This is a genomic window from Legionella sp. (assembly GCF_047605385.1).
Taxonomy (GTDB): Bacteria; Pseudomonadota; Gammaproteobacteria; order Legionellales; family Legionellaceae; genus Legionella.
The window spans coordinates 1-16,372 of the sequence record NZ_JASGFU010000057.1; the positions used below are offsets into that span (position 1 = coordinate 1).

Below are 16,372 nucleotides of genomic sequence, written 5' to 3' on the forward strand. Positions count from 1 at the left end.
CAGTAATTATGTCTTAGACTGGGAAAATTATGATTGTGCAAAAATTTGATGGGATCGTTCAGGGATAAACCTTTATTTTTAATTGCAGGACCATGTGTCATTGAAAGTGAAGATTTAGCAATTGAAACAGCCGGATATTTAAAAGAGATTTGTACTAAGCTAGAGATACCTTTTATCTACAAGTCTTCTTTCGATAAGGCAAACCGCTCGGCCCTATCTAGCTATAAAGGCCTTGGTTTTGAACAAGGCCTACGTATTTTAGAAAAGGTAAAAACACAAATAAGTGTACCAATCCTAACAGATGTTCATGAAGATACTCCTTTATCGGAAGTAGCGAGTATTGTTGATGTACTGCAGACTCCTGCTTTTTTATGTAGACAGACTAATTTTATTCAAAAAGTAGCGGCTATGAATAAGCCTGTGAATATTAAAAAAGGCCAATTTCTGGCTCCTTGGGAAATGAAGCATGTAATTGAAAAAGCAAAAGCTCAAGGCAATCAACATATTATGGCTTGTGCGCGAGGGAGCAGTTTTGGGTATAATAATTTAGTTTCCGATATGCGATCATTGGCTATTATGCGCGATACAGAATGCCCTGTAGTATATGATGCCACACACTCAGTTCAGTTACCTGGAAATAATAATGGGGTTTCTGGAGGGCAAAGAGAATTTGTTCCTATTTTGGCACGTGCTGCCGTTGCTGTAGGTATTTCAGGTATATTTATGGAAACACATCCAGATTCTGAAAATGCTTTAAGTGATGGCCCTAACAGCTGGCCTCTAGGAAAAATGGAACCATTATTACATTCGCTTAAGACTATTGATGCTGTTTATAAAAATAGTATTCACATCGAGGGATAAACTGCGTTACTTTAATAGGTACTATACAATAAATACAACTGACGCAAACAAACAATACAGCATCCCAAGGAAAACAAGTATCTCATTAAATTGAATTAGTTACATGTATGCTGGTAATTTCAATGAAGAGATAAAACAACATATAGAACACTATCTTATACTATTAGTTATTAAGGAGTTCCATGCAAACTACCATTGTTATTCCAGCGCGCTATGCATCAACTCGCTTACCCGGAAAACCCTTGATCATGGTTCACGGACAAACTATGCTACAGAGAGTTGTTCACTTATCACTTGCAGCGGCTAAAGGACTAAAAAACGTTTCTGTGGTTGTTGCAACGGATGATGAGCTAATTGCTCAGCATTGTAATGAAATCAATGTCGCATCAGTAATAACTTCCCAAGAATCAACCAGTGGGACTGAACGAGTAGCCGAAGTAATTCGTCAAATGACAGATAAGCCAGATTTTATTATAAATATGCAAGGTGATGCACCACTAACACTTCCAAATTTCTTACGAACAATGATCGATGCTTTTGCTGCCTCTCCCTGCGACGTGCTCACACCAGTAACTCAATTAACATGGAAACAACTCGATGAGTTGCGCCAAAATAAGTATACAACCCCTTTTAGTGGAACCACTGTCGTTTTCAATGACCAAACAGGAAATGCTTTTTGGTTTAGCAAAAACATCATACCAGCCATGCGAAAAGAAGAAGAATTACGCCAAAAAAGCGATAAAAGCCCGGTATTTCGTCATATTGGCCTGTATGGTATGTTGGAGAGATATATTACTTTACCTGAGAGCAAATTGGAACATTTAGAAGGGCTAGAGCAATTACGTATACTTGAAAATGGCTACACAATTCGCTGCATTCCTGTCGACTATAAAAATAGAGCAAATATGTCTGGTATTGATAGCCTACAGGATGTCGCTCGGGCTGAGGCACTACTCACCCAATATGGTGATTCAATTCCATGTTTTTAAACCCCCGAGAAGAGATGATATAATATGACTACGCTATTATTTGTTGCGCGCCATGGGAATACATTTGAACCAGGTGATGTGGTTAGAAGAATAGGAACTACTGATTTGCCATTAACTGATAGCGGCTTACATCAAGGACGTTTACTTGGAAGCTACCTTAAATATAATAATCTTATTCCTGATGTAATTTTTACATCGAAATTAAAACGTACCATCCAAACTGCAAAACAAGCACAAAGCACAATGGGAACTCAATTACCCATTAAAACATTATCTATCTTCAACGAAATCGATTACGGACCTGATGAAAATCAACCAGAAGAACAGGTAATCACCCGAATTGGAAAAGAAGCTATTGTCTCATGGGAATCAAATGCTATAGTACCCACAGGATGGAACGTCAACCCCGCCACTCTTATTAAAAATTGGATCGACTTTTCTACTAATCTTCGGAAAGAGTATACAGGAAAAAAAATGTTTAGTCATCACAAGCAATGGCATTGCTCGTTTTTCACCTTACTTGACTGGTGATTTTGCTAAATTCAGCTCACAATACAGAATTAAAATTGCAACTGGTGCATTATGTGTTTTTGAAAATAAAGAGTATTCCTCTAATAAATGGAATTGTATTGCATGGAATCTGAGTCTTCATTAGTCCGTTAAGTCTAGATGGCTGCTACTCTACGACTATAATTTAGTCGAATACAAAATAACGTGCGCTACTTACCCCAAACCTTAATAAGACTAAGAGCAACAACAGGTCCAAGTACGGCTGCCTCAATGCCTAAACCTCTATAACTATAATCCACATATAATTCAACAGCAGGTAAAATCGGAAAGTGATCCTTGCAGTGTGGATCTGAAGCAGTATTAACATAAGATCTTCTGTTGATGCACCAAGCCCCATAAGTCATTCCCAAACGATAGCCAATGGATAATTGGCTTTTTTCTGACACTTTATTTATGAGATTACGTTGTATCCCTATCCCCATCGCATCATCATTATCGCAACTTTTAAAGTAGGTAATATTTAAAGAATGATAAGTAGCGCCAAGATTAGGTTTCCACATAATTGAAGGATAGTTCTGACTATATACTACATGATGAAAAGAAGATCCTATTTGAATCCCATTATCTGGTGCTGTTCCCAGAAAAAAGTTTAATGACGAGGCTGTCGTATTTGAAATGAACATCCCTAACAAAAAAATATTTCGGCCAAGCCATAATATTTCACTATCATCAACTGCTTGTCTTAAATAGTTTATTAGCATAAGACTCCCAAAGAGTTGTTCGCATTAATCAGTCCTGTAATTTGACGAAGTACAGCCTCACAAGATGTATAACCATTCAAAGTCCAATCATAATATAGTGGATAACAAAGCAGTACACCGGCAACCAATTCGTCGATTGATAATCGTCTTCTCCGACGCTCAAAAGACTTTCCCTCACTGATCTTATCTTCGGTTAATCCCCAACCCGCGTAAAAAGGCTCGCCATAAGTTACTACTTGCTTACCTCGCAATAACGCATCAAAACCAGACAAAGAAGTCATTGTATGTATGGCATCAGCGGCATCTATGCAACTAATAATTGAAGCATAAGTTTCAACATAATCTACATAATCCATTATCGCAGCATGCTTCAGATGTCCCTTACGATAACCGCTGCTAACATCTGGGTGGGGCTTATAAACAATATAAGCATTAGGATATAAGGTGCGCACCGTCTGGATAAGTTTAAAATTATTAGTAACCTGTACTGCCCCTAGACGAACAGAGGCATCATTATCAACTTGTCCTGGAATTAGAATAGTCAGTGGCTTATTCGTGCACCAATTGACGGCATCTAATGGCTCAACATTGTATTTGGTCAAACAGTGCTGCACTATAAAACGACGGATCCTTCGAGCCTGATCTAGCAAGACTTCATCAAAAACTTGATAATTTAAAATATTTTCTAAATCAGAGGGATATCGAGGATCAAAATAAATTCCTGTCTGATCAGCAACCAAAGAAAGAGGGCGAACTCGTTTTGCCCCTAAACCTACAGAACGTATAATACCATCTTCCAAAGTTAAATGTTGCGAAGGACGCTCTATAACTGAATGACTACCCCAATAAACAAGCCTATTATTAAGCTTATTAAAGTTGCTTCCTCTTGCCAGACAAAGCCGTGTCTGCTGTAAAGACAAAAAAGCCTGAATGTTTGTTCGCTTCCACGCACTAACTCGTTGTGCTAAAAAAATGTTCGGCTTATCAAGAAGGTGGCGGTTTACTATTTTACGCTGTTGAATTAACCAATCAATTACATCAAAAATTGTACCTTGAGTATGCGTGTAAGGATTAAGATAGACGGTATAGTGGAGAAAAGCAGCAGCAAAAAGTTCTGCGGTATTTCGACTTTTTGTCCTACGAGGACAGTATTGGCGATCATCAGTTACTCCCCAACACGCATACCAGGGAAGCCCAAATACAGCCACTGGTTTTTCCAGCAACAGGGCTTCGAAACCCAATTGTGAGGTGACCACATAGACCTTATCCATATGTTCCACTAAACTAAGTGGATTTATTGCTTCGCGCAAGACCACTGTTTGTGCATCATCCATAACATGATCCAGATATCCTCGCTTATAATTTAAACTAGTTTCTGGATGCACCTTAACATAAATAGTAGCCTCTGGATTTTCTTGACGAGCAGCAATGAGCATTTGGGCAAAAGTATCTGCATTTGCATTGCCTAAAAACACACTCAGATCACCTCGGGTTTGATCAACAACCAATACCCTTTTACTGTCATTGGCACGTAAGATACCAGGGCGAAGGAGTGGTGCATGATTGTATTTACTCAACTGATGAGTAATGATGAGCTCTCGAGCTTTCTCAGACTGCACACTGACTAAAGCCTCAGTTGCATGTTGCAATAAATACTCTAAATCATTAGAACAGGTACTATCGTAATAAATACCTGTTTTATCCAGCACTAAAGACAAAGGCGGAAATTTTTTTCCTGGCCCGTAAGATCGTAAAAAACCATCTTCTAATCGCCAATAAGGCTTATCTTTTCTTTGCGCATATTGCCTGGCCTTACGCGTATTGGGCTTATGCCCCCATCCCAGAATCACAGAACAGTCCGTTTGTCCTCTAAACCCTCTACAAGAAACCACTGGTGTACCAAGCAATTCAGACAAAAAAGGCAGCGATAAAATTCCCTTTGAAAAAGCACCAAACACCGCTGTATTCAAACCCAGCTTATCACACTGCATTATACACCACACTAGCAGCCACCGCTGGGCCAAGAATGCCACCTACTATCCGTAAAAATTTAGCCAATTCAGTACCTGGGGCATTAGCGACATAAATAACGTCCTTATCCTGTATCAAAAAGTTTTGAGCTAAGAAAAAGCTTGCTGGTTCTGCCATATTCACTTGATAAATAATTGGAATTTTTTGTTTTAGCACGGTATTTTTTTCTAATGCACTAGGTTCTTCAAAGCGAAAAATAAATAAGGCTTCTGGATTTGCTGTACTGTCTTTAAGTCCGTCCATACGTCCTAATGCTTGAGCTAAAGTAATTCCTTGGGTTTCAAAATTAATTTCCTGGTTTTTACCAGCAGCCCCCAATACAGTAAAACTTAATGATTGGTAAAATGCAATAATAACATCCCCTGATTGTAACGGAATATTCTGTTGAGGCTCTTTGATGATGCGATCAAGCGCCATACTGTGTGTTTGCTCTCCTCGTGTTATTTGTACCGTAACTTTATTCACCGGAGCTTTAACACCACCAGCAAGAGCAATCGCATCTAAAATTCGCTCTTTTTTCGGCGTCAATGGCATGAGTTGGCTGTGCTTTACTTCACCAACGACAGTGACCCCCGTAACACTATTAGTTGCCAAACGAACAATAACTTGAGGATAATTTGCCTTTCCACGTAAAGCGTCGGTAATTGCCTGCTCAATTTGGGTCAGTGTTTTTCCAGATGCTAGGATTTTACCGGCATAGGGCACATAAATAGTGCCTTGCTCGTTCACTATTTGCTCCGGAAGCGCTGTATTTTTGGTTGTAGTTGCAGCGCTAGCCACTCCTGGAATACTGTTCGACCCAAATAATAATTGGGGAGACGCTTCCCAGATAAATATTTCTAAAGAATCTCCAGGATGAACCCTACCAGCACTCGCTAAAGGTCTCTGACCGAAAAGACGAGAAAATGTTTGACGATTGTCCTTACGATGCATTGCTTGGACCACTTTTGAGGTGACAGGAATTAAACGAACATGGGTAGCTTGGCGAGTTGACTGATACACTGCGTTAGCACTTGGCCCAGAAGTGGGAATAAATGACGAACAACTGCATAAATTCAAACTCATTGCTGCACTAAAAATGATTTTTTTAAAACTCATTGCCACACACCCTTATAATAGACAAAAGCCTCATCCAAAGATGGAAAATCGTATAATACGCCACAGTGCAATACATAAGCCTTTTGACAATGTTGCCGAACAAGTTGCTCTTGGTGTGAGACTAATACCAATCCATGTTCCGCACGTTCGACAAATAAGGCCTGTTTGCATTTGTTCTGAAAACGCGCATCGCCTACTGCAATGACTTCATCAATGAGAAAACAATCAAAATTAATGGCCATAGATGCGGCAAAAGCAAGACGCGCCCGCATCCCTGATGAGTAATTTTTTACCGGTTCATGCAAAAACAAGCCTAGTTCAGCAAAGTCCTCAACAAAAGCGATCATTTGCGGAAAAGAAACATCGTAAACACGAGAGAGAAATCGAATATTGTCTCTCCCGGTTAAAGAGGATTGAAAGCCGCCATTAAATGCTATAGGCCAAGAAATACTCATTTTTTTTTCAATTCGTCCGGAATCAGGCATCGATGCACCACTTAAAATACGAACCAAAGTAGACTTTCCAGCGCCATTGGTTCCTAAAATTCCTATTTTTTCACCGCGCCTTATTTCCATAGACACTTTATTCAATACCGTATGCATACCACGTCGTAAAGGATAGCTCTTGGATATTTGATGCAACCGAATCATGAGTTCTCCAAATAATGCGGTATTTTTTTTAGCAGCATGAGACCTACAAGCATTAAGATTAAATTAACTTTCAGCAAATAGGCAACGGAATACAGGGCATGAATTTCAGGACCTAAAAATGCTTCTCGCAAGAACTCAATAGCATTAACCAAAGGCGACCATAACAATAATGATTGCACCTTAGGCGGCATCCAGGACACCATAAAAAAAACACCAGACAACGGCAGTAAAGCAATCATAACAATAGGCCAGATGCGCTCAAACAAACTACTGCGCTCCATCAAAAAAACAATTATCATGCCAAACGATAAACTAAACCATGCCAATAAGATCCATGCAATCACTGATAAAGCAAGATTGGCTGGAGCAGTCATCAGACCAAAATAGATAAATCCCAACCCTATGACTAAAAAAGCCCCACTTGCCCCCAGGAACTCTAATAAAAATCGAGCAATAACTAGATCTAATACAGTAACATTTTGATGATATAACAAACCCTTATTTGCGGAAGCACTCCGACCCAAACGACTCGTACTATTACGAAATGAAATATAAGATAAATATCCGGTAAGCAAAAAAACCACTAAAGGGAAACTGGCATGCTGATTATCAAAAAATAATCCTCTAAACGTAATAACACCTAAGGTGAACAGCATAGGCTCAAAAAATAGCCATAAAAAACCAAAATTAGCTCGTCCATAACGAGTAATAATTTCACGCATCATTAATGCATAAATCACTCGAAGCTGAATAGTCAATGCTTCTCTAAGAGAGATGAACGAATAATCAATCACATTCATGAGTAGTGCTCTTTGACACCGGATACCAATAAAGAAACAACACCCCAAATTAATAGTCCCAGTAACATCATTGAAAATATGCCTTGGATTTTATGGGGTTCGACTGCTGCATCAGGAAGGGTTGGGTTGGTAATTTTCACGATGTATAATTGTTGTTTTAATGCATCAGCTTGGGCTTTCTGTAACGAAGAAAGAGCCATCGCTAATTGCTTATCTGCTAATCCTTTTTCAACGGCTAATCGCTGTAATTGTAATGCTTGCCCTTCCGGATCAGACAAATGAGTATTCTGCCTCAACTTTGAAATACGTGATGAAACTTCTGTAATGTATTGTGTCGCCATAACAATTTCATTTTGCGCTGTTTTGACCAAATCAGACTGCGCCCGTTCGTTTAAGGTATTAATTAGCCCTTCGCTCAACTCCAATAATTTCTTATTAATAGTTAATACAGTGTCAGGACTAAACCCTTTTACTTTCAGGGTAATAATAGAAGACAGCGGATCAATAGAAACCAAAACATGAGCTTGATAATAAGCATGGAATGCTTCCAAACTACGATCCCAAAAGCGAAGGCCTGGAAAACGGTTAAAAAAATCAATATGAGCATCAGAATACAGGCGTTGTACATCGAGCAAGTCATTTAATTGCCCCATCACATCATGAGACAGCATGTAGTCATGTACTACCCAGGAATCGGAGTGAGACTCGGTAAATCCCATTTGTTGCAGCACTTCGCCAAATACAGGTCCTGATGAGTGCTTATCCGCTGTTCTAACAACAAATTTTGTTTCAGAAATATAAACATCCGATGCAATAAAACAAAAATAAAGTATAGAAACCAAAGTACAAAGTCCTGCGGTACTATAAAATAACCCATTTTGTTTTGTGGGCTTTAACTTCAATAAAGGACCTTGCACCCAGTCGGTTCGCTTAATGACGACTAATGAAGTCGTCTTGTTTAAACGAACCAGTTGTTTTATCCGCTTCTTCATTAATTGGAACATAAACGTTTATCCCTTAAACTGCAAAAGTCTCTGTCGGGCTTTGCATGGATTGTTGCTCTATAAACGAATACTCTTCCTCAAGAAAGATACCGGTACACAATAGATCGTGAATGGTTAGTAGGCCTAAAACTTGCCTGTCGTTTGAAGTAACTACAAGTGCAGTAATAGAATGCTTTTTCATTAAACTTAATGCGTCAACAACGTACTGTTCCGGTGAAATGGTAATACATTTTCGTGTCATCACGTCTGCAATTAAGAGCGTATAAATGTCATGATTATTTATTAAAATCCGACGAATATCGCCATCGGTCAGCAAGCCTGCTAACCTATCCTCTGAATCAATAACGCAAGCGACACCCGTTTTTTTTCGGGTAATTTCTATCAATGTATCCGCTAAAGTAGTCCTCTCCAACACCATAGGAATTTCTGCCCTGGAATGACAAATATCAGCCACCCTTAAAGTAAGTTGCCTGCCTAAAGTACCTCCTGGGTGATAACCAGCGAAATCCTGTGCCGTAAAGCGTTTCGCTTGAGATAAAGCGATGGCTAAAGCATCACCCATCACTAAAGCGGCTGTGGTCGAAGAGGTTGGTGCCAAATTCAAGTGGCAAGCCTCGCGAATAATCGGTGTGAGCAATACTGCATCAGCTTGCTTGGCAAGGATAGAATCCGCATTGCAGGTAAGCGCGATTAGAGGAATCCCCTGCTGTTTTAGCGTAGGCAGAAGGTCAATAATTTCTTTGGTATTTCCTGATTTGGAAAGCGCTAATACAATATTAGAAGAGGTGAGCATCCCTAAATCACCATGGATGCCTTCCGCTGGGTGAAGAAAGAAAGCAGGAGTCCCTGTACTGGACAAGGTAGCAGCAATTTTAGTTCCGATATGACCGGATTTGCCTATTCCAGTGACAACAACATGTCCAGGACAGTTTAAGATTAACTCGTAACAGTTAATGAATTGCTCATTAATACTGTTCTTTAGTGCGCTAAGCGCTTGAATCTCGAGATCAATTACTTCAACCGAGACTCTTTTAACATCAATCATATTATTTCCTTAACCATTTGTTTACTAGACATCAAAACGAAAACGTATAATCTCAATATTTAGCCGTAAGTTCAGTGCAGCTATTCCCAAAAAAGTAAATCAGGTAAATAACCATGAATAACTTTAAATGAATTAACTTTTACTCGTTTGCTCAAACAATCAGGATAAAAATACAATCTACTAAACAATGAATCTTTATGTTTAATACAGCTTGTAGCTTGAAATGCGAAACAATGCTTTCCTGATGATTTTAAAGTTTTATTTGATTGATAATATCCTTTCTCCCCAAAGCCACCTAAGCTCAATTGGCAAATACCATGCTCAAACTCCACATCAATTAAGCAAGATATAAATTCTCCAGATTTAAATCCCAAAGAAAGTAAAAATGATAAATCCCAATTAATATAACAATTTTTTGTATGGCTATAGACAGCTTCAAAATAACCAGCACTATCCATACTTAACATTACATTCTTAGGTACACGACACCATAAACCTTCATTAATAGTTTGATTATCAATCAGTGTATTTGTTGGTGATTTTCTACCTTGTATTTTTGGCAGAGAGATAATATTTTAAATATGCTCTGAATGCGCAATTAAACTGAACGTCTCCCCATCAAAAATACAAAAAGCACCAGAAATTTTCCCTTTTGAGGTATAATATCCAACATCTGAAAAAAATATTAACCCTGGATCTTCTGATTGACCACGTAAAGCCCATGTTGTAGAGCGGTTTGCTTCTCCTTGCTAAAAAACGATGAGGAACAACATAACCGTGGACAATACAATCCTTTCTGTTCTCTCTTATAGTACTTAATTTTTCTGCTTGTTCTTTACAATCAATATTAAAACTGACAAATTTTTTCATTAATTCTATTACTTGATATACTTTGTCAACATCACGCCCAAAGGGCATAGAATGATCGTCAGTTTCTATGGTATAGACCAGTATTTTCCTGGTTGCACTAGCGGAACCCAACAACAACTCAACATTAGCCACGTCAATAGGTTTATGTCCATGAATAACACAAATACAAGACGTGTATAGAGTGCTATCTAATAGCTTAGCAATATTTACTTTTTCCCCATACGCCAATAGCTTGCTCATGTTTTCATTTAACTCAGGCCAACCAAATTCAATTGACAGATTTAAGTCGACTTGTGGATTACATACTAAACAGTTGACATCATTGATGATTGCAAAATGTAAGGCACCATATCCAGCCATTGATGATCCAAACACATATATTTTTTTCTTACTAAAATTAACAAAAATCTTCTCTAATATCTTATTATAAGTAGCACCACCGTCACCATCCAAATACCAAGTATTGTTCGGATCAGTAATAAATAACAGGTTGTGTTTTTTATGTTCAATAAATGTTCTTAGTAAAAAATATTTCTCTTTTTGATTATGTGCAGATAATAGAACTATTAGTTCATCTGATTCTGAAAAAGGAATAAATAAATATTTTTTCCCAAAATCCTCAGCCCCATGTTTTTGAATTATTTTTTTTAAATCTAAGCTCATTTCAATTTACCTTTATGATCTATTACAACTCAAGCGAAGTACCTCATAACACAAAGGGGCTATTACCATAAAATAATTTAAGCATCGGATATTTTATAACCAGATACCGACGCCTTAGATTTTTATTATGGGGTATCACCTTGCGTACATCCTTTAGTAATAAAAGACAATCTTTGCGATTACCTTTCTTGAGAAAGATTTCCGCCTTTTGGCGTTTAATATTCATGTTATCTGGAGCTAATTTTTCAGCTTTTACAAAAATATGCAATGCTTCATCTAAATGAGATTGAGTCAAAGCATTTTTCGCATTTTTAAGCAGTGTTTCGAAATTTTCAGTCCCGTTATTTACATGAGAATTAGCAGGTATTTTCTTATGATGAACTTTAACTAACGATATTGAATTATTAAAAGGGGCGATAAATTGTCTTAATTGTAAAAGCCCTGATTTATGTTTAGAAACCAGAGAATACATTAATGATTTAACCAAGAATTTTTCTAAAAATTCATACTCGGATAAGGTGAGGGTAAAATCGATAGCACTACTATTTTTAATTAACCTCACACACTCATCAATATTTTCGCAATTAATATCATGTGTAAATCCCTTATTCCCATAAAAGGCATTGCCTAATACTATTGGTTTAATCCCATGATATGCAGCCTCTATTCCTGCTTGAGAATTAATAGTAACAACACAATAAGCCCCATTAAGCAATTCCTGTAGATTAAAATCTTCTATAACAGCTAAACGCCCCTCTAAGAACGCTGAAAAATGTCCTTTAATATAAGATGATGTAACAGGAGAATTTAAGTTAGCCTTTTTATTTTCCCAAGGATGAGCCTTAAAAATAATCTTAATATCTGTACTATCGAGAATTTTTTCAATAAACTCAACATAGATAGCTAAAGAAGATATACTTGAATTTCTGTAATTTAGTAGAGAAAAATCATTAACTACTTGCCCTAAAATTAAAATATACTCTCCTTTTTTAAAAGGTAAATTTTGCTGAGCCTCTGGTTGCTTAACATTTAGGTTGTCCGCTAAGAGATATTTATTAATAGCTTTTGCTCTATCCTTAATGTAACTATCCATATCAATTTTTATGGAGTTATAATAGTTTGAATTTGCTAATAATGAATTATTAGGTAATGGAGAAAAACGCTCTTCGATGTAATATTCATTACCTGTAAAAAATGATTCAAGGATAAAAACCCGCGTTGATGTTTTCTTTAATAATTCAATTAAACTTCTTGAGTAAGTTAAACAACCTGAAAAAATGAAAGCAAAATCATACTTTTTAGATTTTGATAAGAAATTACTCCAGTATTTTATGAAAAAAGCCCCTACAGCAAGATTTTTAATTAGTACATCTCTCTCATTTAAATAGGCATATTCAAAAACATCACGAGATTCCAATACTTTCCCTAACCTAGATAAATCATCATCTTTTGCTAAATAAGACAATAATTCTAATTTAACCAGTTGAAAAAGATTAATTCCTTGAACCCTCGCACTCCAAAGCATGTCTTTATCAAATTGATTAAGGACAATAAAATCATTGTAAATCTCGGGAGGACATTCTTTATAATTACCATATTTAGCAATTAAATGATTAATCCTAGTATGCTGATCATAGTGCCATTTCTTTCCATGAATAAAAGAAAATAATGAACCAAAATTCTTGTTATTAATATGCACAGAGTCTGGAGAAAAAATATTCATGAACAAATCTCATCATAAACAAAACAATTTCGAATACAAGACTCTTCCCATGTAATTGCTCGTTTTCCTAGTGATTCCATATAAGCATTCTCAAATAAGCTACTTGCACAAGTTGGGTTTCCCAAATTAGAATTAATCATCGTTGCATCATTCAATGGATCCATAGTGAGCCATAACCCATTACGATTATTAATAATCAGATCATGAGCCATACCAACTGGATTACATAGAACTGGAGTCGCACTTGCAACAGCCTCAGGCAAATTAGCAGGTCCCCCTTCAAAAAAACTACACATCAATAAAAAATCACATGAGTCATAGAGGTTTTTATAAATTCGATAAGGAAGGCGGTCATATAAAATGTATTCAAACCCAAACTTTTCTAAATAATTAACATCTATATAACGATCTTCCCCTACAATAATAAATTTAATTAATTCATTATCTAACCAGCGCAATAGCTCAATAAAATAAGCCTCTCCTTTAACTCGTCGTCCATAACGTTTTGAACTTATCAAAATTGAGTATTGGTTCTTTAATGTCTTTTTTTGCGGCTGTGAAAATATCCAAGAATTATAACCATGAGGAATAACTATGAGATTATTAAACCCTCTTTTTTCAAGATATTGTTTTTGTAATGTATTTAAACAAATAATCTTCCTCGCATCTTTATATATTTTTTCAAAATTTTCAAATAAAAGTGATGAATCAGAATCGCTCAAATCATGATGAACAGTTACAACAGAAGGTACTCGTAAATTATTTTCTAGATGAGCACGGTGATAATGATACGCATCAGCTTGATCAATAGGCCCGATGGAATGAACATGAATAAATTTATCATTAGAATAGTCTTTAAAATAAGACAAAATATCACTAAATATTGAGCTATGTTGATCACTCGACATCACATGATTTATAATATTTTTCTTCATCGTATTACCTATTAACTTATTAAATAAAATTAAACTCAGAGCTGACTTGATGTATCAAGATTATTTTTCCTTAAAATATTCACTATATTAAAAAATAAAATTTGTCGACCTGTCGCAAAATCAAAATATTTGGGATACACTAAATAAGCAATGGCAAATAATTGCTCTAATTTTAACTTCCTGACTCTTCGCTCATTTTTTTGTCTATCATCAGTTAATCCCCAACCTGCATAAAAGGGGCTGCCTAAGGTAGTCACCTTAATGCCTCTTAAAAGAGCCTCAAATCCAGAAAGAGAAGTAATGGTGTAAACATGATCTATTGTTTCCAAAGCATTAGCCAAAGGAATATCTTGAGTAAGAACCATACATATATCACTTACTTCATTAGGGTTAGATAGGCATGGGCGGTTACCATTTAAGACATCTGGATGAGGTTTATAAATAACCTGCGCCTCAGGGTTTTCGTTGACAGCTAATCTCACCAGATCATTATTGGTTAATCGTTTTTTACATCCATATGTTATAGACGCATCATCCTCAACTTGCCCTAGCACTAAAACCCTCTTCCCTTTCTTTTGTCCGTACAATTGAGCAATAGATACAGGAGAAGTATGGTTATATTTACTTATTCCTAAATCACATAATAGCTGTATACCTAATTTAGCCTCTCGGATTAGATCGGGATTTTTATCAAAATCATAGTGATTGAGTAACTCTTCAAGCTCAGATGGTCGGCTTGCATCAAAATAAGGGGCTTTACTATCTAGGCATAAAGATAGAGGAGGTGTTTTACTCGACCCAAGTTGAACTGAACGGATAAAACCATCCTCAACGTATTTGGTGGGGATATTCTCCTTGGCGATAAAATCGCGAATAAAAGCAGGTGACTTATATCCCCAAATAAAGATTTGACATTTTAATTTATGAATAAGGATTTTTTTTATATATTTATTGCCAAACTCTAGTTCAGATATGTTTTTCGGGATAAAAATAAGATTGCATTCAGAAAAATACTTCTTAAAACAACGTTTCCAGGGAGAAAATCCTACAAGAAATATAGTTGTATTTTTTCTTTTAAACGCTATTTTAGTAATTTTTTTAAAGAAATTTTTAAAAGTTGATACTTTTTTACTCGTACTTTTAATCTGCATTAATCGTACCCTCAACACTTCTATTCTTTTGATAATTACCTAAAAAATTGGGCTTAATCATAGGCACATGCCCTAATTCACGAATGGACACGCTAAATGTAGAAGAACCATCAGAAAGAGAGGACTCGTTAACCTCAACAAAGGAATAAAAAGAAAATCTTAAATAGTATAAGAAACGCAATACCATTTCTCGCTCGGGTACAAATGGCTCTATTAAACATTCATCTAATGTTTTTCTCTGATTAACAGAAACGGTCAACGCATTGTGTGCATACCAAGCATCTCCAAACACATAAGTTGGCTTGCCCAATAAGAGACTAAAAATGCCCAAACCTGAATTAATTAAGGCAACAGCATCACATAGCTCAATTAAGTCATAAGCATTATAATTATCTGCACAAATGCCATTTTCTATATGCAAAAACTCTTTTTCATTTGGATGATTTTTATAGATTACTTGCCAATCAGAGCGCGCTTTTGCAAACGATTGAATTGCATTATAAAAACAATCATACGATTTAATTGCGCCACAAAAGTGGCGAATTACTGCATCTTTTTGACGCTGAAATGGAACAAACAGGACACGACGATTCGCAACAACCCCCAACTCTTTTTTTACTTGAGATAAAGACGTACGTGCTGGATTGGCCTCTCGCGTCACACCTGACTTGAGGAGCTCATTAGTATAGGTAATAATTTGCTCTCGTTGTTCCTTGGTTAAAGGCCGATTCCAATATTCTGGCCGGTAATAATCGCTATCGTTTAAAAAACCTGTATCGTCTAAATAAATGGAATCAGGTAAAGCCCCTTTCTCGCAAACCACATAAGAACTACACCTCGACTCTCTAATCCAGTCATAGACACGTTTGTTCATAACATTCGCATAAGGACTAAAAAATAAAATAGTGGTTATTCTCTCTTGCTCAACAAATGAAATTAACTGCTCTTTATTTTGAAAAAAACTAGCCTCTTTAAAAATAAGCGTACCTAAAAAAAATAAAACATTTTGATTTAGATCAAATGACTGGTGTTTACGTATAACGAGAGTTGTCTTTGGGGAATGAAAGAAATCCTTCATACACTACCCTCCTCTAGATAATACAAACTTAGAGAGGACAGTTTATTTGAATGCTTGAACAGAAATTTGACAATGTACTGACCACAAGTACTGTTTTTAATTTCAAATATGGGAAGATAAAAACTAGACTTTAACCATTCATATCTTAAGCTGGCTGGCTGGCTGGCTGGCTGGCTGGCTGGCTGGCTGGCTGGCTGGCTGGC

The 16,372-nt window shown here is 36.6% G+C and carries 17 protein-coding genes; 3 read left to right on the forward strand and 14 right to left on the reverse strand.

Features of this window, described 5'->3' with window-relative positions:
• Positions 1 to 48: 48 nt before the first annotated feature.
• The 3 genes from kdsA (at position 49) to QM652_RS11365 (ending at position 2,381) form a co-directional block, all read left to right on the forward strand.
• Positions 49 to 861, forward strand: a complete 813-nt coding sequence (kdsA, locus tag QM652_RS11355; protein WP_415075862.1) for a 3-deoxy-8-phosphooctulonate synthase — start codon at positions 49 to 51, stop codon at positions 859 to 861.
• Positions 862 to 1,043: 182 nt separating this feature from the next.
• Complete coding sequence (locus QM652_RS11360; RefSeq protein ID WP_415075864.1) at positions 1,044 to 1,850, forward strand: 3-deoxy-manno-octulosonate cytidylyltransferase; 807 nt, start codon at positions 1,044 to 1,046, stop codon at positions 1,848 to 1,850.
• Positions 1,851 to 1,874: 24 nt separating this feature from the next.
• Positions 1,875 to 2,381 (forward strand): histidine phosphatase family protein, encoded by a 507-nt coding sequence (locus tag QM652_RS11365; protein ID WP_415075866.1) that lies wholly within the window; start codon positions 1,875 to 1,877, stop codon positions 2,379 to 2,381.
• Between the two features lie 188 nt (positions 2,382 to 2,569).
• Here QM652_RS11365 and QM652_RS11370 read toward each other — a convergent pair whose 3' ends face one another.
• The 14 genes from QM652_RS11370 to QM652_RS11435 all read right to left on the reverse strand — a co-directional run.
• Positions 2,570 to 3,121, reverse strand: coding sequence for a hypothetical protein (locus tag QM652_RS11370; RefSeq protein WP_415075868.1), 552 nt, complete (start codon positions 3,119 to 3,121; stop codon positions 2,570 to 2,572).
• Positions 3,115 to 5,112, reverse strand: coding sequence for a capsular polysaccharide biosynthesis protein (locus tag QM652_RS11375; RefSeq protein ID WP_415075870.1), 1,998 nt, complete (start codon positions 5,110 to 5,112; stop codon positions 3,115 to 3,117). The genes QM652_RS11370 and QM652_RS11375 overlap by 7 nt, the downstream gene beginning before the upstream one ends.
• Positions 5,102 to 6,250, reverse strand: coding sequence for a polysaccharide biosynthesis/export family protein (locus QM652_RS11380; RefSeq protein WP_415075872.1), 1,149 nt, complete (start codon positions 6,248 to 6,250; stop codon positions 5,102 to 5,104). The genes QM652_RS11375 and QM652_RS11380 overlap by 11 nt, the downstream gene beginning before the upstream one ends.
• Positions 6,247 to 6,900: an ABC transporter ATP-binding protein gene (locus tag QM652_RS11385; RefSeq protein WP_415075874.1), complete on the reverse strand. Its 654-nt coding sequence runs from the start codon at positions 6,898 to 6,900 to the stop codon at positions 6,247 to 6,249. The genes QM652_RS11380 and QM652_RS11385 overlap by 4 nt, the downstream gene beginning before the upstream one ends.
• Entirely contained in the window at positions 6,897 to 7,700 is an 804-nt protein-coding gene (locus tag QM652_RS11390; protein ID WP_415075876.1) for an ABC transporter permease, read from the reverse strand. The genes QM652_RS11385 and QM652_RS11390 overlap by 4 nt, the downstream gene beginning before the upstream one ends.
• Positions 7,697 to 8,704: a hypothetical protein gene (locus QM652_RS11395; protein ID WP_415075878.1), complete on the reverse strand. Its 1,008-nt coding sequence runs from the start codon at positions 8,702 to 8,704 to the stop codon at positions 7,697 to 7,699. The genes QM652_RS11390 and QM652_RS11395 overlap by 4 nt, the downstream gene beginning before the upstream one ends.
• 13 nt (positions 8,705 to 8,717) lie before the next feature.
• Positions 8,718 to 9,746, reverse strand: a complete 1,029-nt coding sequence (locus QM652_RS11400; protein WP_415075894.1) for a KpsF/GutQ family sugar-phosphate isomerase — start codon at positions 9,744 to 9,746, stop codon at positions 8,718 to 8,720.
• Positions 9,747 to 9,829: 83 nt separating this feature from the next.
• Positions 9,830 to 10,216, reverse strand: coding sequence for a hypothetical protein (locus tag QM652_RS11405; RefSeq protein ID WP_415075880.1), 387 nt, complete (start codon positions 10,214 to 10,216; stop codon positions 9,830 to 9,832).
• 151 nt (positions 10,217 to 10,367) lie between these two features.
• The gene (locus QM652_RS11410) at positions 10,368 to 11,282 is read right to left on the reverse strand and encodes a hypothetical protein (RefSeq protein WP_415075882.1); all 915 of its coding nucleotides are present in this window, start codon (positions 11,280 to 11,282) and stop codon (positions 10,368 to 10,370) included.
• 43 nt (positions 11,283 to 11,325) lie between these two features.
• A complete protein-coding gene (locus QM652_RS11415; RefSeq protein WP_415075884.1) occupies positions 11,326 to 13,005 on the reverse strand; it encodes a hypothetical protein in 1,680 nt (559 codons plus the stop codon).
• Entirely contained in the window at positions 13,002 to 13,940 is a 939-nt protein-coding gene (locus QM652_RS11420; RefSeq protein ID WP_415075886.1) for a glycosyltransferase, read from the reverse strand. The genes QM652_RS11415 and QM652_RS11420 overlap by 4 nt, the downstream gene beginning before the upstream one ends.
• A 35-nt stretch (positions 13,941 to 13,975) precedes the next feature.
• Entirely contained in the window at positions 13,976 to 15,091 is a 1,116-nt protein-coding gene (locus tag QM652_RS11425) for a hypothetical protein (RefSeq protein WP_415075888.1), read from the reverse strand.
• Positions 15,081 to 16,169: a hypothetical protein gene (locus QM652_RS11430; RefSeq protein ID WP_415075890.1), complete on the reverse strand. Its 1,089-nt coding sequence runs from the start codon at positions 16,167 to 16,169 to the stop codon at positions 15,081 to 15,083. Before QM652_RS11430 ends, QM652_RS11425 begins: the two co-directional genes overlap by 11 nt.
• A partial coding sequence (locus tag QM652_RS11435) for a hypothetical protein (RefSeq protein WP_415075892.1) occupies positions 16,166 to 16,372 on the reverse strand: 207 nt, incomplete at its 5' end. The genes QM652_RS11430 and QM652_RS11435, both read right to left, overlap by 4 nt.

Excerpts from the sequence above, each read along its gene's own strand:
- QM652_RS11370 (WP_415075868.1), bottom strand. The coding sequence starts at position 3,121 with ATGCTAATAAACTATTTAAGACAAGCAGTTGATGATAGTGAAATATTA.
- QM652_RS11425 (WP_415075888.1), bottom strand. The coding sequence starts at position 15,091 with ATGCAGATTAAAAGTACGAGTAAAAAAGTATCAACTTTTAAAAATTTC.
- QM652_RS11430 (WP_415075890.1), bottom strand. The coding sequence starts at position 16,169 with ATGAAGGATTTCTTTCATTCCCCAAAGACAACTCTCGTTATACGTAAA.
- QM652_RS11375 (WP_415075870.1), bottom strand. The coding sequence starts at position 5,112 with ATGCAGTGTGATAAGCTGGGTTTGAATACAGCGGTGTTTGGTGCTTTT.
- QM652_RS11390 (WP_415075876.1), bottom strand. The coding sequence starts at position 7,700 with ATGAATGTGATTGATTATTCGTTCATCTCTCTTAGAGAAGCATTGACT.
- QM652_RS11410 (WP_415075882.1), bottom strand. The coding sequence starts at position 11,282 with ATGAGCTTAGATTTAAAAAAAATAATTCAAAAACATGGGGCTGAGGAT.
- QM652_RS11360 (WP_415075864.1), top strand. The coding sequence starts at position 1,044 with ATGCAAACTACCATTGTTATTCCAGCGCGCTATGCATCAACTCGCTTA.
- kdsA (WP_415075862.1), top strand. The coding sequence starts at position 49 with ATGGGATCGTTCAGGGATAAACCTTTATTTTTAATTGCAGGACCATGT.
- QM652_RS11405 (WP_415075880.1), bottom strand. The coding sequence starts at position 10,216 with ATGTTAAGTATGGATAGTGCTGGTTATTTTGAAGCTGTCTATAGCCAT.
- QM652_RS11385 (WP_415075874.1), bottom strand. The coding sequence starts at position 6,900 with ATGATTCGGTTGCATCAAATATCCAAGAGCTATCCTTTACGACGTGGT.
- QM652_RS11380 (WP_415075872.1), bottom strand. The coding sequence starts at position 6,250 with ATGAGTTTTAAAAAAATCATTTTTAGTGCAGCAATGAGTTTGAATTTA.
- QM652_RS11395 (WP_415075878.1), bottom strand. The coding sequence starts at position 8,704 with ATGTTCCAATTAATGAAGAAGCGGATAAAACAACTGGTTCGTTTAAAC.
- QM652_RS11420 (WP_415075886.1), bottom strand. The coding sequence starts at position 13,940 with ATGAAGAAAAATATTATAAATCATGTGATGTCGAGTGATCAACATAGC.
- QM652_RS11415 (WP_415075884.1), bottom strand. The coding sequence starts at position 13,005 with ATGAATATTTTTTCTCCAGACTCTGTGCATATTAATAACAAGAATTTT.
- QM652_RS11365 (WP_415075866.1), top strand. The coding sequence starts at position 1,875 with ATGACTACGCTATTATTTGTTGCGCGCCATGGGAATACATTTGAACCA.